This window comes from Streptococcus downii (assembly GCF_004353325.1).
In the GTDB taxonomy this organism is placed as follows: domain Bacteria; phylum Bacillota; class Bacilli; order Lactobacillales; family Streptococcaceae; genus Streptococcus; species Streptococcus downii.
The window spans coordinates 412273-432577 of record NZ_MZNX01000006.1; the positions used below are offsets into that span (position 1 = coordinate 412273).

A 20305-nucleotide genomic window follows, 5' to 3' on the forward strand; every position below is an offset into this window, starting at 1 on the left:
GATTCGAACCCGTGTTACCGCCGTGAAAAGGCGGTGTCTTAACCCCTTGACCAACGGACCATCTATCTGTAGCAGATATAACCATTATATCAATTTCTTGCTAATTGTCAATTACTTTTTAGATTTTTTCTCCAGAATATCTCTCAGTTTGCGAACTTTCAAACGAGTGATGGGGCAGCGATGATCTTCATAAAAGACAACTTCTAGATTCTTTCGATCAATTTCTCTAACATTTCCAATATTGATTAGGAAAGATTTATGAGGAGAATAAAATCGCTGGGTATGTTTGTCCTTTTCCTGAATATCTGTCATTGTTCCATAGAACTCTTTGGCAAAATTCTTACCAATAATCCGCAACTTATGAGAAACACCTGTTGTTTCGATATACAAAATATCATGGTAAGGGATTTTCAAATCATTTCCCTTATAGTTGTAATCAAAATAGTCTACAACATCTTCGTTTTCAAGCAGCATGCTCTTAGTGTAAAAAATACTCTGCTCGATACGTTTTTTGAACAATTCATCATTGATGTCTTTGTCTACAAAATCTAGAGCTGATACCTGGTATTTATAAGTTAAAGTAGCAAATTCAGATCGACTGGTAATAAAGACAATAATAGCATAAGGATTGTGGTGACGGATAAACTGTGCCACTTCAAAGCCCTTTTTCTCAATTCCGTGAATATCGATATCTAGGAAATAAAGCTGATTTACTTCATCATTTTCGATATATTCCTTAAACTCACGAACTTTTCCTGTTGTCTTATAAGAAATAGGAATATTTGATTCCTCCGAGATTTCATTCAATATTCTCTCAAGTCTCACTTGATGCTCAATAACATCTTCTAAAATTAGTACTTTCATTCAAATTCCCTCTTAAATCTAATAATTTGTCTAAATGTGTTGTCTTCCATCTCTGTTTCTAACATAATGTTGTCATACTTATCTAAAATCTCTTTGACATTATTAAGCCCTAGACCTCTATTTCTTCCCTTGGTAGAGAAACCTAAGGCAAATAAGTCTTCTGAAGGCGTCATAGTGATTTTACATGAATTCTGGATGACTATAACTGTTTCAAAATCCATTTTAATGACTGCAACTTCAATTTGTTTCAAGTAACTATCTGCGGCACCTTCAACAGCATTGTTTAATAAAATACTCATGATACGAACAAGATCAAGTAAATCTATTGACAGTCTAGTAATGATATCCTTTACTTCCAATGTAAACTCTACATCATTTTTTCGTGCATAGACAATCGATTGAGCAATTAAACTTCGTAAAGCAGAATCTTCTATATTATTTAAATCAAAGTAAGTATATTTTTCTGACCTCAATTTCTGATTTGCTTTTACTAGGACTTCATTGTAAACCCTGTTAATTTCTTGTAAATCTCCACTGTCAATCGCCATTTGCATGCTGACAAGCATCCCTGCATAGTCATGACGAAAACCTCGAATTTCATTATATAACTCCACAATTTCGTCAGTATAAGTCTGTAAATGTTTTTGTTCAAATTTCTTTTGTTTTAGAGCAATCTCTTTTTCAATTTGAACCTTGTAAGAGTCCATTGCAAAGAAGGTTAAAAGGAGCCCAACAAAAACTACGGATGATAAAATACTTCCAAAACTATTTAAATGAGAAATAGTACTCACGATATCTGAAATAAAAGAGACGATATGCAGGAAGATAAATACATATAGCACTTTTTTCAAAAAAGAATAGAGATATTCTTTGTCAAAATATTTAAACTCCAAATGGAAATAAGATATGACAATTTTAATAACCAAATAGGTTAAAATAAGTACAAATATAATAAAATAATTATTATATTCTAATGCAATATCATCTCCTGTTATAGATGATAAAGTTACCGATATAAAGTTATTACTACTATGATATAAGAGAGAAAATAATAGGCTTATAAAAACTCCCTTAGACTTATCATACTTCTGAAATCCAACAAAGTAACCGAATATGAGTAAAGGAAATAAAAATTTAGACAAACCGTAACCATCTAAGGCTAGCAAATACATTATTTCTTCTAATATTAATTGTAGTAAAAAGACATAAAGACTATAAATATATTTTTCTTTTTTAGTTGCATTACAAGTCCATTCATAAATTTTACTAATGATAAAAACATAAAAAAAAGCTATTACTAATCCAAATAAATTCATTACTTTTTACCTTTATTTTAGTTATTTTCTTTTTGGAAAAATAAGATTACGTATTAATTCTGGAATTCTCCATTCCCCACCCCGAATCTCCTGCAATTCTGTTTCTGTTACTTCTTTAAATTGTTCAAATTTAACTGTGTTTTTCATAATAAAATCTCCTGTATTGTTTTTCTTGTAAGTTATCTTACAAATCTATTATACAAAATGAAGATCACTTAAGAAAAATTTCTTCTCAACTGTACTTTTTTACACCTGAAATGCACCTTTTGAAGAAAAAAGCTGGGAAATAATCCCAGCTTCTTCTCTAATGTACTGATCCCAGCAGGATTCGAACCTGCGACCGTTCGCTTAGAAGGCGAATGCTCTATCCAGCTGAGCTATGAGACCTAACATGACCATTCTATCAAAAAACAAGAAGTAAGTCAATCTTCTATTTATGATAAGGGGATCCCTGCTGAATGGTAAAAGCACGATAAATTTGTTCAACAAGGACTAATCTCATTAACTGGTGTGGCAAGGTCAAACGCCCAAAACTAACAGAGAGATTAGCACGATGCTTCACAGCAGGGGATAGTCCCAGACTTCCACCAATAATAAATGTAAGGGTAGAAAATCCCTTTATAGAAGCCTGTTCCAGTTGTTTACTGAATTCTTCTGAGGAGAAAATTTTTCCTTCAATTGCTAACACAACTACAAAATCTCTTTCTCCAAGCTTAGAAAGAATTCGATTTCCCTCTATTTCTAATATTTTATGATTTTCTGACTCACTTGCCTTATCTGGATTTTTTTCATCAGCTAACTCAATGATTTCTACAGTGGCAAAACGAGAAATTCGTTTAGTATATTCAGCAATGCCATCTTTAAGGTATTTTTCCTTCAGTTTTCCAACTGTTACAATTTTTATTTTCATTCTTCTATTCTATCATATCCACACTTTATTTCACATCTTATTCACAAAGAATCATCTAGAAAAACTAGCAAATTCAAAGAAAAAAGCGAGTTATCCACAACTTGTGTAAAACTTCTACCTTTAAGCTTGAATTAAGTTAATAGATTTATACTTTAATCAAATAAAAAACAAACGGAGGCGTTTATGAAACACTTACAAAAATTTTACAAAAAAGGAGTTACCTTTCTTATCATCATTCTGATAGGATTTTTGAGTGGTGCCCTAGGAAGTTTTGTGACACTGCAACTTTATCAAAAACAAGTAAGTCAAGCCACAAATAACACTACAAACACTGTTACTCAGACTTCCTACAAAAATGAAAATGCAACAACTCAGGCCGTTAACAAGGTAAAAGATGCCGTTGTGTCGGTCATCACTTATTCAGCAAATCGGCAAAATAGTGTTTTTGGAAATGACGAGACAGATACGGATACCGACTCTCAACAGGTAGCAAGTGAAGGTTCTGGTGTTATTTACAAAAAGAATGGGAAAGATGCCTACCTTGTGACAAATACCCACGTTATTAAAGGAGCTTCAAAAGTTGATATCCGTTTAGCAGACGGTACAAAAGTTCCTGGTGAAATTGTCGGTTCTGATACGTTCTCTGATATTGCTGTCGTAAAAATTTCTTCAGAAAAAGTCACAACCGTAGCAGAATTTGGAGATTCTAGCAAACTAAATGTTGGTGAGACTGCAATCGCAATTGGTAGTCCTCTAGGATCCGAATATGCCAATACAGTTACCCAAGGAATCATTTCAAGTCTCAATCGAAATGTCTCTCTAAAATCTCAAGATGGTCAAGCCATTTCTACAAAAGCTATTCAGACAGATACTGCCATTAACCCTGGTAACTCTGGTGGTCCACTTGTAAACATTCAGGGCCAAGTTATCGGGATTACATCAAGTAAAATTGCAAGTAATGGTGGAACCTCTGTCGAAGGTCTTGGTTTTGCAATCCCATCAAATGATGCTCAAAATATTATTAAACAGCTTGAAAGTGATGGTAAAGTGACTCGCCCTGCTCTTGGAATTCAAATGGTTAATTTAGCTAATATTGGAGCTAGTGATCTTAGAAAACTCAATATTCCAAGTAGCGTAACTTCTGGTGTAGTGGTAAAATCTGTTCAAAGTAATATGCCTGCATCTGGTCACCTTGAAAAATACGACGTTATTACCAAAGTTGACGACAAGGAGATTTCTTCGTCAACAGATTTACAGAGTGCTCTTTACAACCATTCTATCGGAGACACCATTAAAATCACCTACTATCGAAATGGGAAAGAGGAGACTACAACTGTTAAGCTAGATAAAAGTACAAGTGATTTAGAATCTTAATTGACATCAGTGTAAAGAAAACTTTACATATAATAAAAGATATGTTAGTGTAGAATCATGGAAAAATTTGAAATGATTTCTATCTCGGAAATACAAAAAAATCCCTATCAACCTCGGAAAGAATTTGATGTAAAAAAATTAAAAGAATTAGCTCAGTCAATCAAAGAAAATGGGCTAATCCAACCAATCATCGTTCGTCAATCTCCTGTAATTGGTTATGAAATCCTTGCAGGAGAAAGACGATATCGAGCTTCTCTCTTGGCTGGTCTGACCTCTATTCCAGCAGTTGTAAAACACCTCTCAGATCAGGAAATGATGATTCAGTCTATCATTGAGAATTTACAGAGAGAAAACTTGAATCCGATTGAAGAGGCACGCGCCTACGAATCTTTGGTAGAAAAAGGATTTACTCACACTGAGATAGCGGATAAAATGGGAAAATCTCGTCCTTATATCACTAATTTTATTCGTTTGCTTTCCCTACCAGAGCATATCTTATCTGAAGTAGAAAATGGTAGACTTTCTCAAGCTCATGCACGCTCACTAGTTGGTTTGGATAAAGAGCGACAGGAATATTTCTTTCAACTAATCAAAAATGAAGATATCTCTGTGAGAAAGTTAGAAGCACTTCTTACAGAGAAAAAACAAAAGAAGCAGAAAAAAAGTGATTCTTTCATTAAAGATGAGGAAGATAAATTAAAAAAACAACTTGGATTAAATGTAGAAATTAAACTTTCTACAAAAGATACTGGAAAGATTGTTATTTCTTTTTCAAGTCAAGAAGAATATGACAGAATTATCAACAGCCTGAAATAAGGCTGTTCTTTTATTTTCTTAATCAACAATTTTATCCACTAATTTTTATAACAAAAAACCAAAGAATTCAAGGAAATCCCTGACTTATCCCCAACCTGTGGATAAAGAATGTAAACATTGTGGATTCTTTTCCACAGATTGTGGAAAAATGCTAGCATCTATGGTAAAATAAATCTAACAATAAACCTTTTTACATCAAATATAGCAAAGGAGGGGATAATCAGTGAAAGAAAAACAATTTTGGAATCAAATCTTGGAATTGGCTCAAGAAAGATTGACACGTTCTATGTACGATTTCTACGCCACACCTGCTGAGCTCATAAAAGTGGAGGAAAATGTAGCTACTATCTTTTTACCTAGACCTGAAATGGAAATGGTTTGGAAAAAACAACTCAAAGATATCATTGTGGCTGCTGGTTTTGAAGTTTATGATACTGAAATAAAAACTCAATTTGTCTTAACAAAGCCTGAGGAAGAATCTTCAACCTATGTCATGGATTCTGAAAATAGCAATCATTATGTTGCTTCACAGGCCAATCTTGCTATTCCATATTCTGAAACAGGATTGAAGGAAAAATATACCTTTGATAACTTTATTCAAGGAGATGGGAATATCTGGGCTAAGTCTGCTGCTCTGGCTGTTTCCGAAGACCTCGCCTTGACTTATAATCCCCTTTTCATTTATGGTGGTCCTGGACTAGGGAAAACCCACTTACTGAATGCTATCGGAAATGAAATTCTAAAAAATATTCCTGAAGCTCGGGTTAAGTATATTCCTGCTGAAAGTTTTATCAATGATTTTCTTGAACACCTGAGGCTCGGGGAAATGGAAAAATTTAAAAAAACTTACCGAAGCCTTGATCTCTTACTAATTGATGATATCCAATCTCTCAGTGGTAAAAAGGTTGCAACTCAAGAAGAATTTTTCAATACCTTCAATGCTCTTCATAGCAATCAAAAACAAATCGTTCTGACTAGTGACCGAAGTCCTAAACATTTAGAGGGCCTTGAGGAAAGACTTGTCACGCGCTTTAGCTGGGGCTTGACTCAAAATATCACACCACCTGACTTTGAGACACGTATCGCCATTCTTCAGAGTAAAACGGAACATTTGGACTATAATTTTCAAAGCGATACACTAGAATACCTAGCAGGTCAATTCGATTCAAATGTTCGAGAACTTGAAGGAGCGATCAACGATATCACTTTAATTGCCAGAGTGAAGAAGATTAAGGATATCAGCATTGATATTGCGGCAGAAGCTATTAGAGCGCGCAAGCAAGATGTTAGCCAAATGCTAGTCATTCCAATTGACAAAATACAAACTGAAGTGGGGAATTTTTATGGAGTGAGTGTCAAAGAAATGAAGGGTACAAGACGAGTTCAAAACATCGTTTTGGCACGTCAGGTTGCTATGTATCTAGCTAGAGAACTGACAGATAATAGTCTTCCAAAAATCGGAAAAGAATTCGGAGGAAAGGATCACACCACCGTTATTCATGCCCATGCTAAAATTAAATCCTTGATTGACGAAGACGACAATTTACGTTTAGAAATAGAAGCAATCAAAAAGAAAATTAAGTAGCTTGTGGATAACTTTTCCTTTCTTATCTTTTTTATCCACATTTTTTAAACAAGCTAAAAAGCTTGAAGTCATTAAATAGAAATCAGTTTTCCACAGAATTCACACACTCTATTATTTCTATTATCCTTCTAATACTAAAAATAAATAAAGGAGAATCCATGATTCATTTTTCAATTAATAAAAATTTATTTCTACAAGCCCTAAATACCACAAAACGAGCAATTAGCTCCAAAAATGCTATTCCAATTTTATCAACCATCAAAATTGATGTTACCAATGAAGGTATTACTTTAATTGGCTCAAATGGTCAAATTTCCATTGAAAATTTCATTTCTCAAAAGAATGAAGATGCAGGTCTTTTGATTACTTCCTTAGGTTCGATTCTTCTTGAAGCTTCTTTCTTTATCAATGTTGTATCTAGTCTTCCAGATGTAACGCTAGATTTCAAAGAGATTGAACAAAAACAAATTGTCTTAACCAGTGGCAAATCAGAAATTACCCTAAAAGGTAAAGATAGCGAACAGTATCCACGAATCCAAGAAATTTCAGCTAGCACACCTTTGGTTCTTGAAACCAAACTACTCAAGAAAATTATCAATGAAACAGCTTTTGCTGCAAGTACACAAGAAAGTCGTCCAATCTTAACAGGTGTCCACTTCGTATTGAGCCAACACAAAGAACTAAAAACAGTTGCGACAGACTCACACCGCCTTAGTCAAAAGAAATTGACTCTTGAAAAAAATGGTGATGATTTCGATGTAGTAATTCCTAGTCGTTCTCTACGCGAATTCTCAGCGGTATTTACAGATGATATTGAAACTGTAGAGATTTTCTTTGCAAATAATCAAATCCTCTTTAGAAGCGAAAATATTAGCTTCTACACCCGTCTATTAGAAGGTAATTATCCTGATACAGATCGTTTGATTCCAACAGACTTTAACACTACAATTACTTTTGATGTCGTTAATTTGCGTCAATCTATGGAACGTGCTCGCCTCTTATCAAGTGCGACTCAAAATGGTACTGTGAAGCTTGAAATTAAAGGTGGTGTTGTTAGCGCCCATGTTCATTCTCCTGAAGTTGGTAAAGTAAACGAAGAAATCGATACTGAGCAGGTTACTGGTGATGATTTGACCATTAGTTTCAACCCGACTTACTTGATTGATTCTCTCAAGGCTTTAAATAGTGAAAAAGTAACTATCAGCTTTATCTCAGCTGTTCGTCCATTTACTCTTGTGCCAGCAGATACTGACGAAGACTTCATGCAGCTCATCACACCAGTTCGTACAAATTAAGTTAAAGAGGTTGAGCCTGGCTCGCCTCTTTTATGATATAATCAAAAAAGAAAAGGAGAGTAGTATGTATCAAGTTGGAAATTTTGTTGAGATGAAAAAACCACATGCTTGCACAATTAAATCAACAGGAAAAAAAGCTAATCGTTGGGAAATTACACGCGTAGGGGCAGATATCAAAATCAAATGTAGCAATTGTGACCACCTTGTCATGATGAGTCGCTATGATTTTGAACGAAAAATGAATAAGATTATTGACTAAGAACCCTTAGTTAGAGGGTTAGCAAGTTTTCCCTTTTTGTGTTATAATGTTAGGGATTGAAATGAGAACGGAGAATGAGAAACTATGGCTTTAACAGCAGGTATCGTTGGTTTGCCAAACGTTGGTAAATCAACCCTTTTTAATGCAATTACAAAAGCAGGAGCAGAGGCGGCAAACTACCCATTTGCGACTATTGATCCAAATGTTGGGATGGTGGAAGTTCCAGATGAACGCCTACAAAAACTAACGGAAATGATTACCCCTAAAAAGACAGTCCCAACAACCTTTGAATTTACAGATATTGCAGGGATTGTAAAAGGAGCATCAAAAGGAGAAGGGCTAGGGAATAAATTCTTGGCCAATATCCGTGAGGTAGATGCGATTGTTCACGTAGTTCGTGCTTTTGATGATGAAAATGTGATGCGCGAGCAAGGACGTGAAGACGCCTTTGTGGATCCACTTGCAGATATTGATACCATTAATCTAGAGTTGATTCTTGCTGACTTAGAGTCAGTAAATAAACGCTATGCGCGTGTAGAAAAGATGGCACGTACGCAAAAAGATAAAGAATCAGTAGCAGAGTTTAACGTTCTTCAAAAGATTAAACCTGTTCTTGAAGATGGAAAATCAGCACGTACCATTGAATTCACAGATGAGGAACAAAAAGTAGTCAAAGGACTCTTCCTTTTGACCACTAAACCAGTTCTTTATGTTGCTAATGTGGATGAGGATGTGGTTTCAGATCCAGATTCTATCGACTATGTTAAAAAAATTCGAGAATTTGCAGCGACAGAAAATGCAGAAGTAGTAGTTATTTCTGCGCGTGCTGAGGAAGAAATTTCTGAGTTAGATGATGAAGATAAGCAAGAGTTTCTTGAAGCACTTGGCTTGACAGAATCAGGCGTTGATAAATTAACTCGAGCTGCTTACCACTTACTTGGACTTGGAACTTACTTCACAGCTGGTGAAAAAGAAGTTCGCGCTTGGACCTTTAAGCGTGGTATGAAAGCTCCTCAAGCAGCTGGTATTATCCACTCAGACTTTGAAAAAGGCTTTATTCGTGCAGTAACCATGTCATATGAGGATTTAGTGAAATACGGATCTGAAAAGGCTGTAAAAGAAGCTGGACGCTTGCGTGAAGAGGGAAAAGAATATATTGTTCAAGATGGCGATATCATGGAATTCCGCTTTAATGTCTAATAACATTTAACAAATAGTGTCAATTAGGTTGGAAAAAAATTCCAACCCTTTTGGCTTTTGAAAGGAAAATAAATGACTAAATTACTTGTTGGATTAGGAAATCCAGGGGATAAATATTTTGAAACCAAGCACAATGTTGGCTTTATGTTGATTGACCAACTAGCTAAAAAACAAAACGTCACCTTTACACACGACAAGATATTTCAAGCTGACCTAGCCTCTTTTTTCCTCAATGGCGAAAAAATTTATCTTGTCAAACCAACAACATTTATGAATGAAAGTGGAAAAGCAGTTCATGCTCTATTGACTTACTATGGTTTGGATATTGAAGATTTACTCGTTATTTACGATGACCTTGACATGGAAGTTGGGAAAATTCGTTTAAGAGCAAAGGGATCAGCAGGTGGCCATAATGGTATCAAGTCTATTATTCAACATATTGGAACCCAAGTATTTAACCGTGTTAAAATAGGAATTGGAAGACCCAAAAAAGGCATGTCAGTTGTTCACCATGTTTTAAGTAAGTTTGATCAAGATGACTATGTAGGTATTTTACAGTCAATTGACAAGGTTGACGATGCTGTAAACTACTATTTACAAGAGAAAAACTTTGAGAAAACAATGCAGAGGTATAACGGCTAAATGGTGACTTTATTAGATTTATTCTCAGAAAATGACCAGATAAAAAAATGGCATCAAAATCTGATAAATAAGAAAAGACAACTAATTCTTGGTTTATCAACGTCTACCAAGGCTATTGCAATTGCAAGCAGTCTAGAAAAAGAAAATAAGATTGTGTTACTGACTTCAACTTATGGAGAAGCAGAACGAATTATCAGTGATCTTCTTTCTCTCTTAGGAGAGGAAGTTGTCTATCCTTTTTTGGTAGATGACTCTCCTATGGTAGAGTTTTTGATGTCTTCGCAAGAAAAAATCATTTCGCGGGTTGAGGCCTTGCGTTTTTTGAATGATCCGTCTAAGAAAGGGATTTTAGTTTGTAATATCGCAGCAAGTCGATTGATTTTACCTTCTCCAACTGGATTTAAAGAAAGTATTATAAGGATTGTAGTTGGTGAAGAATATGACCAACATGACCTTCTTCACAAATTAAAGGAAATCGGTTATCGAAAAGTTACTCAAGTACAGACCCAAGGTGAGTTTAGTATTCGAGGAGATATTTTAGATATTTTTGAGATGTCTCAGTTAGAACCTTTCCGAATCGAGTTTTTTGGTGATGAAGTAGATGGTATTCGTACTTTTGAAGTCGAAACACAATTATCAAAAGAAAATCAGACAGAACTTGCCATCTTTCCAGCTAGTGATATGCTTTTGAGAGAAAAGGATTATCAACGAGGTCAGTCAGCTTTAGAAAAGCAACTTTCGAAGACTCTATCACCAATTTTAAAATCCTATTTAGAAGAAATTTTGTCAAGTTTTCATCAAAAACAAGTACATTCAGATAGTCGCAAGTTTTTGTCCTTATGTTACGATAAAACATGGACTGTCTTTGATTATATTGAAAAAGATATACCAGTATTCTTTGATGATTATCAAAAATTGATGAATCAGTATGAAGCCTTTGAAAGAGAATTAGCGCAATACTTTACAGAAGATTTACAGAATGGTAAATCATTTTCTGAGATGCAGTATTTTGCAGATACAGAGCAAACCTATAAAAAACAAAGTCCAGTTACCTTTTTCTCTAATCTGCAAAAGGGCTTAGGAAATCTCAAGTTTGATCACATTTATCAATTTAATCAATACCCCATGCAAGAATTCTTCAATCAGTTTTCTTTTCTTAAAGAAGAAATTGAGCGATATAAAAAAATGGACTACACTATTATCTTGCAGTCTAGCAATTCAATGGGAAGTAAAACATTGGAGGATGTTTTAGAGGAATACCAGATCAAATTGGATTCTAGAAATAAGTCAAGTATCTGTAAAGAATCTGTAAACTTGATTGAAGGTAATCTAAGACATGGTTTTCATTTTGTAGATGAAAAAATTCTCTTGATTACTGAACATGAGATTTTTCAAAAGAAATTAAAACGTCGTTTTAGAAGACAACATGCTTCAAATGCAGAGCGATTAAAAGATTATAATGAACTTGAAAAAGGGGACTACGTTGTTCACCATATCCATGGAATTGGTCAATATCTAGGAATCGAAACAATTGAAATCAAAGGCATTCACCGTGATTATGTCAGTTTACAGTATCAAAATGGTGACCAAATTTCCATCCCAGTAGAACAGATTCAGTTACTGTCCAAATATGTTTCAAGTGATGGGAAACCTCCTAAACTAAATAAATTAAATGATGGTCATTTCAAAAAGGCCAAGCAAAAAGTTAAGAACCAGGTAGAGGATATAGCTGACGATTTAATCAAACTCTATTCTGAACGTAGTCAGTTGAAGGGTTTTGCTTTCTCAGCTGATGATGAAGATCAACATGCTTTTGATGATGCCTTCCCTTATGTTGAAACGGATGATCAACTTCGTAGTATTGAGGAAATCAAGAAAGATATGCAAGATTCTCATCCCATGGATCGACTTCTGGTTGGAGATGTTGGTTTTGGGAAGACTGAGGTTGCAATGCGTGCTGCCTTTAAGGCGGTCAATGATCACAAACAGGTGGTCGTTCTAGTTCCGACGACGGTTTTAGCACAACAACACTATACGAATTTTAAGGAACGATTCCAAAATTTTGCTGTTAATATTGATGTGTTGAGTCGCTTTAGAAGTAAAAAAGAGCAGGCAGAGACACTTGAAAAATTAAAGAATGGTCAAGTTGATATTTTGATTGGAACGCATCGTGTTTTGTCAAAAGATGTTGTGTTTTCTGATTTGGGCTTGATGATTATTGATGAAGAACAACGATTTGGTGTCAAGCATAAGGAAACTTTGAAAGAACTAAAAAAACAAGTAGATGTTCTAACCTTGACAGCAACACCAATCCCTCGTACCCTTCATATGTCTATGCTGGGAATCCGTGATTTGTCTGTTATTGAAACTCCTCCAACTAATCGCTATCCTGTTCAAACCTATGTTTTGGAAAAGAATGATAGTGTGATTCGTGATGCTGTTTTGCGTGAAATGGAGCGTGGAGGTCAAGTTTACTATCTTTACAATAAAGTTGACACGATTGACCAGAAGGTTTCAGAGCTACAGGAGTTGATTCCAGAGGCTTCAATTGGATATGTTCATGGACAAATGAGTGAAATTCAGTTGGAAAACACTTTATTGGACTTTATTGAAGGACAATATGATATTTTGGTAACAACTACCATAATTGAAACAGGAGTTGACATTCCAAACGCAAATACCTTATTTATCGAAAATGCAGATCATATGGGCTTGTCAACCTTGTATCAATTAAGAGGAAGAGTCGGTCGTAGTAATCGAATTGCTTATGCCTATCTCATGTATCGTCCAGAAAAATCAATCAGTGAAGTCTCTGAGAAGAGATTAGAAGCAATCAAAGGGTTTACAGAATTGGGATCAGGATTTAAGATTGCGATGCGAGATCTTTCGATTCGTGGAGCAGGAAATCTATTAGGAAAATCGCAGTCTGGTTTCATTGATTCTGTTGGTTTTGAATTGTATTCTCAGTTACTAGAGGAAGCTATCGCTAAACGTAATGGCAATGGGAATACAAGGACTAAAGGGAATGCTGAGTTGATTTTACAAATTGATGCCTATCTTCCTGATACTTATATTTCTGACCAACGACATAAGATTGAAATTTACAAGAAAATTCGTCAAATTGACAACCGTGTCAACTATGAAGAATTACAAGAAGAGTTGATGGACCGCTTTGGAGAATATCCAGACGTAGTGGCCTATCTTTTAGAGATTGGTTTGGTCAAATCTTACTTGGACAAGGTATTTGTAGAACGTGTGGAGAGAAAAGAAAATAAGATTACAGTTCAATTTGAAAAAGTCACTCAACGACTGTTCTTGGCTCAAGATTATTTTAAAGCCTTATCTGCAACGAACTTAAAAGCAGCTATAGCGGAGAATAGAGGATTAATGGAAGTCATATTCGATGTCCGAAACAAGAAGGATTATGAAATTTTAGAAGGTCTGCTGATTTTTGGAGAAGGTTTATTAGAGATAAAAGAATCAAAGGAAGCTAATTCTCTTTGACGTTTTTCTTCTATAAAAAGGATAAAAATGGTACAATAATAATTTGAGGTAATAAAAATGAGATTAGACAAGTATTTAAAAGTATCACGAATTATTAAGCGTCGCACGGTCGCAAAAGAAGTAGCAGATAAAGGTAGAATCAAGGTGAACGGAATCTTGGCCAAAAGTTCAACGGATTTAAAAGTTGATGACCAAGTTGAAATTCGCTTTGGAAATAAGTTGTTGCTTGTTAAAGTACTAGAGATGAAAGATAGTACAAAAAAAGAAGATGCAGCAGGCATGTATGAAATTCTCAGTGAAACACGGGTAGAAGAAAATGTCTAAAAATATTGTACAGATGAATAATTCTTTTATTCAAAATGAACATCAACGTCGTCGTTACCTGATGAAGGAGAGACAAAAACGAAATCGCTTTATGGGTTGGGTTCTTATTTTGATGATTTTGTTGTTTATTTTACCAACTTATAACTTGGCTCAAAGCTATAATCAGTTATTACAACGTCGTCAGCAATTGACAGAGTTGAAAGAGCAGTACCAAACTCTTAGTGATGAAAAGGATAAGGAATCTGTTTTTGCTGCGAAGTTGAAAGATGAAGACTATGTAGCAAAATATGCACGCGCCAAGTACTATTACTCAAAGAAACGAGAAGCAATTTATACAATTCCTGATTTGCTTCCGAGGTAAAGTCATGGAAAATTTATTAGAAGTTGTTGAGCAGTTTTTAAGTTTATCAGATGAAAAATTAGAGGAATTGGCAGCTAAAAACCATTTATTACGAGTACAAGAAGAAAGGGAAGGGAAGAATGCGTAAGTTCTTAGTAGTGTTATCACTACTATCTGTTTTTATCATAACTTCAAGAGTAGTTAGCACGGAAAAACAGCTTCCTTACTCTTCACAAGAAATTTATTATCTAACTGAGTCTGATTATGGATTCTACTATAAAGAAACTCTGGAAACCCCAATGGTTTACGGAGAAACAGCTGTCTATGCTAATGAAGATCTTGTAAAGGAGTCTGGAAAATTGACTCCTGGAACCACCTTTAAAATCGTAGAATGGCGTTTGAATAGACAAGGTATTCCTGTTTTTAAATTAGACAATCATCAGTTTATTGTTGCAGATAAGCGTTTAGTCTATGATAAAAGTCAAGTTCAAACTCAAAATAGACAAGTATGGTTGGACCCGGGTTTTGTCATCTATAACAGTCCTTATGGTGCTAAAGAAATTTCTTCATCCCTCTCTCCCTATCAACGCGTAACAGTGGATAGAACCCTCTTTGCTGAGGGACAAGAATTTCTTCATATTGATCAAATTGGGTGGGTATCAAAAGAGTTTGTTTCAGAAGAAGATAATCGTATCCAGAAGGTTCAAGAAGTCTTGTCAAGCAACTATCAGAATGAAAATTATTCTGTTTATGTTAAACAGCTGAGTACAGGTAAAGAGGCTGGGGTGAATGAAGACAGCAAACTCTATGCAGCTAGTATTTTGAAACTAGCCTATCTTTATTACGCTCAAGATAAGATAAATCAAGGGGAATATACGCTGGATAGCAGCTTCAAGTATATTCCAGAAGTGAATAACTTTCCCGGATCCTATAAACCAGAAGGTAGTGGTAGTTTACCTAAAACAGGAGACAACAAAGATTACAGTCTCCAACAGTTAATTACCAAGATAACAAAAGAGTCTGACAATGTTGCTCATAATATTTTAGGTTATTATGTGACCAATCAATCTGACGGGGCTTTTAAAGAAAAAATGTCCACCATTATGGGTGAAGATTGGGATGTGAATGATAAATTAGCCTCTTCAAAAATGGCTGGAAAGGTCATGGAAGCTATTTATAATCAGAATGGCTTTGTACTAGAGTCTCTAAGCAAGACGAATTTTGATAACCAACGAATTGCGAAAGGTGTTTCGGTTAAGGTAGCTCACAAAATTGGAGATGCCGACGAGTTTAAACATGACACTGCGATTATCTATACGGATTCTCCTTTCGTTCTTTCCATTTTCACCAAAAATTCTGATTATGACACTATTACTAAGATAGCCAAGGATGTCTATGAGGTTCTAAAATGAGGGAGCAGGATTTTTTAAATCATTTTCTCAGAAAAGAGTATTTCAAAAAACATTCTAAGGTCGTATTAGCTCTGTCTGGTGGATTGGATTCGATGTTTTTATTCCAGCTATTGTCTACTTATCAAAATGAGTTGGGAATTGAGTTGATTTTAGCACATGTCAATCACAAGCAGAGAAGTGAGTCTGACTGGGAGGAAAATGAACTAAGAAAGTTAGCTGATGCAGCTGGACTTCCTATTTATATCACAAGCTTTTCAGGAGACTTTTCAGAAACGCGTGCTCGAGAGTTTCGTTATGATTTTTTTAGGAAAATCATGAAAGAGGTTGGAGCGACAGCCTTGGTTACTGCTCATCATGCGGATGATCAGGTTGAAACGATTTTGATGCGGTTCATTCGCGGAAGTCGGCTACGTCATTTAACAGGAATAAAAGAAAGTCAAGTCGTTGATGATATTGAAATCATCCGTCCCTTGTTGCATTTTCATAAAAAAGATTTTCCACTAATTTTTCATTTCGAAGATCAAACAAATCAGGAAAATACCTATTTTCGCAATCGCATTCGGAATAGGTATTTACCAGAACTTGAAAAAGAAAATCCTTGTCTTAAATCCGCCCTTTTAGATTTTGGAAGGGAAATTTCAGATTACCAAGCAACAATAACGGAACTTTCGAAACAAATTGATGTGGAAGATTTGAATGAGCTATTTTCATACTCTCAACAAACTCAAGGAATCTTGCTCCAGAACTATCTTAATCAATTTCCAGACTTAAATCTGACAAAGGCTCAGTTTGCCGAAGTTCGACAGATTTTAGCAACTAAAAGCCAGTATCGTCATTCTCTTAAAAATGGCTATGAATTGATAAAAGAGTATCAATATTTTCGAGTTTGTAAAATCAGTCCTCAGGCCGATGAAAAGGAAGATGAACTTGTGTTATACTATCAAAATCAAGTTCGATATATGGGCTATTTATTTTCCTTTGGTATCCCTATTGAAGGGGATTCTGTTCAAAAAGTAACGGTTTCACGAGAAACACCTGTACATATTAGGTGTCGAAAAACTGGCGATGTTCTTATCCTGAATGGGCATCGAAAGAAACTGAGACGTTTGTTTATAGATTTGAAAATTCCTATTGAAAAACGAAAAATAACCCCTATTATTGAGCAATTTGGAGAAATTGTCTCAATTTTGGGAATTGCTATCAGTGATTTGAGTAAAAACACGAAAAATGATATAATGAACACTGTACTTTATATAGAAAAAATAGATAGGTAAAAAGATGTTAGAACACGATATAAAAAAAATCCTCGTTTCACATGATGAGATTATAGAAGCAGCTAAAAAGTTAGGTGCGCAACTAACCAAGGACTATGAGGGGAAAAATCCAATTCTTGTTGGAATTTTGAAAGGATCGATTCCTTTTATGGCTGAATTGGTCAAACATATTGATACGCATATTGAGATGGACTTCATGATGGTATCTAGCTACCATGGTGGAACAGCAAGTAGTGGTGTGATCAATATCAAGCAAGACGTAACTCAAGATATCAAAGGAAGACATGTTTTATTTGTAGAGGATATCATCGATACAGGTCAAACTTTGAAGAATTTGAAAGATATGTTTATTGCAAGAGAAGCAGCTTCTGTTAAAATCGCGACTTTGTTAGACAAACCAGAAGGACGCATTGTTGAAATTGAAGCGGATTATACTTGCTTTACTATTCCAAATGAGTTTGTAGTAGGTTATGGTCTGGACTATAAAGAAAATTATCGTAACCTTCCTTATGTTGGAGTATTGAAAGAAGAAGTTTATTCAAATTAGAAAGATCTATCTTTAATGAAAAAACAAAATAATGGTTTAGTTAGAAATCCATTTCTATACTTGTTAATTATCTTCTTCCTTGTAACAGGGTTCCAGTATTTTTACTCTGGAAATGTTGCTGGAAAAAGTGAAAAAATTAACTATACAGAATTGGTAAAAGAAATTACAGCTGACAATGTAAAAGAATTGACCTATCAGCCAAATGGTAGCATCATTGAGGTGTCTGGTGTTTATAAAAATCCTAAGACTAGTAAAGAAGAAACAGGGATTCAATTTTTCACTCCTACTGCTACAAAAGTAGAAAGATTCTCAAGTACCATTCTTCCGTCGGATTCAACAGTTTCAGAATTGCAAAAACTTGCTTCTGAACATCAGGCTGAGGTTACAGTCAAACATGAGAGTTCAAGCGGTATGTGGATCAATATCCTTGTTTCTGTTGTGCCATTTGCTATTCTCTTCTTCTTCCTATTCTCTATGATGGGAAATATGGGAGGAAATAATAGTAGAAATCCAATGAGTTTTGGACGTAGCAAGGCCAAAGCTGCTAACAAAGAAGATATCAAGGTACGATTCTCAGATGTTGCAGGTGCCGAGGAAGAAAAACAAGAATTAGTCGAAGTTGTTGAATTCCTAAAAGATCCAAAACGATTTACAAAACTTGGAGCCCGCATTCCAGCAGGTGTTCTTTTGGAGGGTCCTCCGGGAACAGGTAAAACTTTGCTTGCTAAGGCGGTGGCTGGAGAAGCAGGAGTTCCATTCTTTAGCATCTCAGGATCTGACTTTGTAGAAATGTTTGTCGGAGTTGGTGCAAGTCGTGTTCGTTCTCTTTTTGAGGATGCAAAAAAATCGGCGCCAGCCATCATCTTTATCGATGAAATTGATGCTGTTGGTCGCCAACGTGGTGTCGGCCTCGGTGGAGGAAATGATGAACGTGAGCAAACCTTGAACCAACTCTTAATTGAGATGGATGGTTTTGAGGGAAATGAAGGAATCATTGTTATCGCTGCAACGAACCGTTCAGATGTTCTAGATCCAGCTCTTCTCCGTCCAGGACGTTTCGATAGAAAAGTCTTGGTTGGTCGTCCTGATGTTAAAGGTCGTGAAGCAATTTTGAAAGTTCACGCTAAAAACAAACCTCTAGCAGACGATGTTGATTTGAAACTAGTTGCCCAACAAACCCCAGGTTTTGTGGGAGCTGACTTAGAAAATGTTCTAAATGAGGCGGCCTTAGTTGCTGCCCGTCGCAACAAGTCAGTCATTGATGCTTCAGATATTGATGAGGCAGAGGACAGAGTGATTGCTGGACCATCTAAGAAAGATAAAACAGTATCACAAAGAGAACGTGAATTGGTTGCCTACCATGAGGCTGGACATACCATTGTTGGTTTAGTCTTGTCAAATGCTCGTGTTGTTCATAAAGTGACCATCGTGCCACGTGGACGTGCAGGCGGATACATGATTGCACTTCCTAAAGAAGACCAAATGCTTCTTTCTAAAGAAGATATGAAAGAGCAATTGGCAGGTTTGATGGGTGGTCGTGTAGCTGAAGAGATTATCTTTAATGTCCAAACGACAGGAGCTTCCAATGATTTTGAACAAGCTACACAGATGGCGCGTGCAATGGTCACTGAATACGGTATGAGTGAAAAACTTGGCCCAGTTCAATATGAAGGTAATCATGCTATGTTTGGTGCACAAAGTCCTCAAAAATCAATTTCAGAACAAACAGCCTATGAGATTGATGAGGAAGTTCGTTCATTATTGAATGAGGCACGAAGCAAAGCTGCTGAAATTATCCAATCAAATCGTGAAACCCACAAACTGATTGCAGAGGCATTGTTGAAATACGAAACATTGGATAGTACTCAAATTAAATCTCTTTACGAAACAGGAAAAATGCCTGAGACAGTAGAAGAGGAATCACATGCCCTATCTTATGATGAAGTAAAATCAAAAATGAGTGAAGAAAAATAACCCCAGAGAGACCTTGTCTCTCTTTTTATGTGCCGTTGAGAGAGGAAGAAGTATAGAATAGAGAAAGTAGACTCAGGGGTTCGCGCATTTTGTTAAACTAAATGCAGAAAGGAGAGGTCTATGAATCTAAAAGAGTTGTATGAAGAAAGTAAAGGGATTGTCCATAAGTGCCGCAAAGAATACCATTTACATCTGTGGGAGAAAGAAGACTGGGACCAGGAGGGGATGATGTGCCTGTATGAGCTGGTCAGTCACCATCCAGAGTTACTAGTTGGTGAACGTCGCCGATTATATGTGTGCTTTAAAACCAAATTCCGCAATCGCATCTTAGACTCCATCCGTAAACAGGAAAGTCACAAGCGCCGTTTCGACAAAGAGCCTTATGAGGAGGTGAGCGAAATCAGTCATCGTCTAGGAGAAAAAGGCCTGAGACTAGATGATTATTATCTCTTTCATGAGCTTCTAAGGAATTACAAGGCAAGTCAGAGTAAAGAAAAACAAGAACAACTAGAACGCCTGATGGGAGGAGAATGTTTCAAAGGACGCAAGGCACTTCTAGGAGAATTAAGAGTGGTATTGAGTGATTTTAGATAAACTGAAAATAGGCAAAAAAGTCCTTGACAAAGTAGGAAAAGTAGGTATAATAGAAAGAGTTGAAAAGCTCAAGGT

The 20305-nt window shown here is 35.7% G+C and carries 20 protein-coding genes and 1 tRNA gene; 16 read left to right on the forward strand and 5 right to left on the reverse strand.

The window, feature by feature from the left end; all coding sequences use genetic code 11:
• Window positions 1-111 precede the first annotated feature (111 nt).
• From comE to rlmH, 5 genes are all read right to left on the reverse strand, one after another.
• Window positions 112-864, reverse strand: a complete 753-nt coding sequence (gene comE / locus E2R31_RS03890; RefSeq protein ID WP_084948177.1) for a competence system response regulator transcription factor ComE — start codon at window positions 862-864, stop codon at window positions 112-114.
• Window positions 861-2180 carry a competence system sensor histidine kinase ComD gene (gene comD, locus E2R31_RS03895; RefSeq protein WP_132972931.1) on the reverse strand — a complete coding sequence of 440 codons (1320 nt, stop codon included), beginning with the start codon at window positions 2178-2180 and terminating at the stop codon, window positions 861-863. The genes comE and comD overlap by 4 nt, the downstream gene beginning before the upstream one ends.
• 21 nt (window positions 2181-2201) lie before the next feature.
• The gene (gene comC, locus E2R31_RS03900; RefSeq protein WP_084948174.1) at window positions 2202-2327 is read right to left on the reverse strand and encodes a competence-stimulating peptide ComC; all 126 of its coding nucleotides are present in this window, start codon (window positions 2325-2327) and stop codon (window positions 2202-2204) included.
• A gap of 166 nt (window positions 2328-2493) precedes the next feature.
• Window positions 2494-2567: transfer RNA gene (locus E2R31_RS03905), tRNA-Arg, on the reverse strand.
• A gap of 43 nt (window positions 2568-2610) precedes the next feature.
• The gene (gene rlmH, locus E2R31_RS03910) at window positions 2611-3090 is read right to left on the reverse strand and encodes a 23S rRNA (pseudouridine(1915)-N(3))-methyltransferase RlmH (protein ID WP_084948172.1); all 480 of its coding nucleotides are present in this window, start codon (window positions 3088-3090) and stop codon (window positions 2611-2613) included.
• Window positions 3091-3273: 183 nt separating this feature from the next.
• Between rlmH and htrA the strand changes: the two genes are divergently transcribed.
• From htrA to E2R31_RS03985, 16 genes are all read left to right on the forward strand, one after another.
• Window positions 3274-4464, forward strand: a complete 1191-nt coding sequence (gene htrA / locus E2R31_RS03915; protein WP_000681809.1) for a serine protease HtrA — start codon at window positions 3274-3276, stop codon at window positions 4462-4464.
• Between the two features lie 57 nt (window positions 4465-4521).
• On the forward strand, window positions 4522-5280 hold the full coding sequence (locus tag E2R31_RS03920) for a ParB/RepB/Spo0J family partition protein (protein ID WP_132972933.1): 759 nt from the start codon (window positions 4522-4524) through the stop codon (window positions 5278-5280).
• Between the two features lie 223 nt (window positions 5281-5503).
• Window positions 5504-6865 carry a chromosomal replication initiator protein DnaA gene (dnaA, locus tag E2R31_RS03925; RefSeq protein WP_084948169.1) on the forward strand — a complete coding sequence of 454 codons (1362 nt, stop codon included), beginning with the start codon at window positions 5504-5506 and terminating at the stop codon, window positions 6863-6865.
• 158 nt (window positions 6866-7023) lie between these two features.
• Window positions 7024-8160 carry a DNA polymerase III subunit beta gene (gene dnaN / locus E2R31_RS03930; protein ID WP_000581146.1) on the forward strand — a complete coding sequence of 379 codons (1137 nt, stop codon included), beginning with the start codon at window positions 7024-7026 and terminating at the stop codon, window positions 8158-8160.
• A gap of 64 nt (window positions 8161-8224) precedes the next feature.
• Window positions 8225-8419, forward strand: a complete 195-nt coding sequence (locus E2R31_RS03935) for a DUF951 domain-containing protein (protein ID WP_000285184.1) — start codon at window positions 8225-8227, stop codon at window positions 8417-8419.
• Between the two features lie 84 nt (window positions 8420-8503).
• On the forward strand, window positions 8504-9619 hold the full coding sequence (gene ychF, locus E2R31_RS03940) for a redox-regulated ATPase YchF (protein WP_001218697.1): 1116 nt from the start codon (window positions 8504-8506) through the stop codon (window positions 9617-9619).
• 72 nt (window positions 9620-9691) lie between these two features.
• The gene (gene pth, locus E2R31_RS03945) at window positions 9692-10261 is read left to right on the forward strand and encodes an aminoacyl-tRNA hydrolase (protein ID WP_061453864.1); all 570 of its coding nucleotides are present in this window, start codon (window positions 9692-9694) and stop codon (window positions 10259-10261) included.
• A complete protein-coding gene (gene mfd, locus E2R31_RS03950; protein WP_132972935.1) occupies window positions 10262-13765 on the forward strand; it encodes a transcription-repair coupling factor in 3504 nt (1167 codons plus the stop codon). It abuts the gene before it with no gap.
• A gap of 57 nt (window positions 13766-13822) precedes the next feature.
• A complete protein-coding gene (locus E2R31_RS03955; protein WP_001234975.1) occupies window positions 13823-14089 on the forward strand; it encodes an RNA-binding S4 domain-containing protein in 267 nt (88 codons plus the stop codon).
• Window positions 14082-14450: a septum formation initiator family protein gene (locus tag E2R31_RS03960; protein WP_132972937.1), complete on the forward strand. Its 369-nt coding sequence runs from the start codon at window positions 14082-14084 to the stop codon at window positions 14448-14450. The genes E2R31_RS03955 and E2R31_RS03960 overlap by 8 nt, the downstream gene beginning before the upstream one ends.
• 4 nt (window positions 14451-14454) lie before the next feature.
• Window positions 14455-14577 carry an SP_0009 family protein gene (locus tag E2R31_RS10075; protein ID WP_279432692.1) on the forward strand — a complete coding sequence of 41 codons (123 nt, stop codon included), beginning with the start codon at window positions 14455-14457 and terminating at the stop codon, window positions 14575-14577.
• Window positions 14570-15841, forward strand: coding sequence for a serine hydrolase (locus E2R31_RS03965; RefSeq protein WP_132972939.1), 1272 nt, complete (start codon window positions 14570-14572; stop codon window positions 15839-15841). The genes E2R31_RS10075 and E2R31_RS03965 overlap by 8 nt, the downstream gene beginning before the upstream one ends.
• Window positions 15838-17115 (forward strand): tRNA lysidine(34) synthetase TilS, encoded by a 1278-nt coding sequence (gene tilS / locus E2R31_RS03970; RefSeq protein WP_132972941.1) that lies wholly within the window; start codon window positions 15838-15840, stop codon window positions 17113-17115. Before E2R31_RS03965 ends, tilS begins: the two co-directional genes overlap by 4 nt.
• Before the next feature lie 4 nt (window positions 17116-17119).
• A complete protein-coding gene (hpt, locus tag E2R31_RS03975) occupies window positions 17120-17662 on the forward strand; it encodes a hypoxanthine phosphoribosyltransferase (protein ID WP_132972943.1) in 543 nt (180 codons plus the stop codon).
• 15 nt (window positions 17663-17677) lie between these two features.
• Window positions 17678-19636, forward strand: a complete 1959-nt coding sequence (gene ftsH / locus E2R31_RS03980) for an ATP-dependent zinc metalloprotease FtsH (RefSeq protein WP_132972945.1) — start codon at window positions 17678-17680, stop codon at window positions 19634-19636.
• Window positions 19637-19756: 120 nt separating this feature from the next.
• Window positions 19757-20230: a sigma-70 family RNA polymerase sigma factor gene (locus E2R31_RS03985; protein ID WP_132972947.1), complete on the forward strand. Its 474-nt coding sequence runs from the start codon at window positions 19757-19759 to the stop codon at window positions 20228-20230.
• The last annotated feature ends 75 nt before the right edge of the window (window positions 20231-20305 follow it).

Coding starts and splice junctions, on each gene's coding strand:
- mfd (WP_132972935.1), top strand. CDS start 10,262: ATGGTGACTTTATTAGATTTATTCTCAGAAAATGACCAGATAAAAAAA.
- pth (WP_061453864.1), top strand. CDS start 9,692: ATGACTAAATTACTTGTTGGATTAGGAAATCCAGGGGATAAATATTTT.
- dnaN (WP_000581146.1), top strand. CDS start 7,024: ATGATTCATTTTTCAATTAATAAAAATTTATTTCTACAAGCCCTAAAT.
- E2R31_RS10075 (WP_279432692.1), top strand. CDS start 14,455: ATGGAAAATTTATTAGAAGTTGTTGAGCAGTTTTTAAGTTTATCAGAT.
- hpt (WP_132972943.1), top strand. CDS start 17,120: ATGTTAGAACACGATATAAAAAAAATCCTCGTTTCACATGATGAGATT.
- E2R31_RS03960 (WP_132972937.1), top strand. CDS start 14,082: ATGTCTAAAAATATTGTACAGATGAATAATTCTTTTATTCAAAATGAA.
- E2R31_RS03955 (WP_001234975.1), top strand. CDS start 13,823: ATGAGATTAGACAAGTATTTAAAAGTATCACGAATTATTAAGCGTCGC.
- comE (WP_084948177.1), bottom strand. CDS start 864: ATGAAAGTACTAATTTTAGAAGATGTTATTGAGCATCAAGTGAGACTT.
- E2R31_RS03965 (WP_132972939.1), top strand. CDS start 14,570: ATGCGTAAGTTCTTAGTAGTGTTATCACTACTATCTGTTTTTATCATA.
- ychF (WP_001218697.1), top strand. CDS start 8,504: ATGGCTTTAACAGCAGGTATCGTTGGTTTGCCAAACGTTGGTAAATCA.
- htrA (WP_000681809.1), top strand. CDS start 3,274: ATGAAACACTTACAAAAATTTTACAAAAAAGGAGTTACCTTTCTTATC.
- rlmH (WP_084948172.1), bottom strand. CDS start 3,090: ATGAAAATAAAAATTGTAACAGTTGGAAAACTGAAGGAAAAATACCTT.
- tilS (WP_132972941.1), top strand. CDS start 15,838: ATGAGGGAGCAGGATTTTTTAAATCATTTTCTCAGAAAAGAGTATTTC.
- ftsH (WP_132972945.1), top strand. CDS start 17,678: ATGAAAAAACAAAATAATGGTTTAGTTAGAAATCCATTTCTATACTTG.
- E2R31_RS03985 (WP_132972947.1), top strand. CDS start 19,757: ATGAATCTAAAAGAGTTGTATGAAGAAAGTAAAGGGATTGTCCATAAG.
- E2R31_RS03920 (WP_132972933.1), top strand. CDS start 4,522: ATGGAAAAATTTGAAATGATTTCTATCTCGGAAATACAAAAAAATCCC.
- comC (WP_084948174.1), bottom strand. CDS start 2,327: ATGAAAAACACAGTTAAATTTGAACAATTTAAAGAAGTAACAGAAACA.
- comD (WP_132972931.1), bottom strand. CDS start 2,180: ATGAATTTATTTGGATTAGTAATAGCTTTTTTTTATGTTTTTATCATT.
- E2R31_RS03935 (WP_000285184.1), top strand. CDS start 8,225: ATGTATCAAGTTGGAAATTTTGTTGAGATGAAAAAACCACATGCTTGC.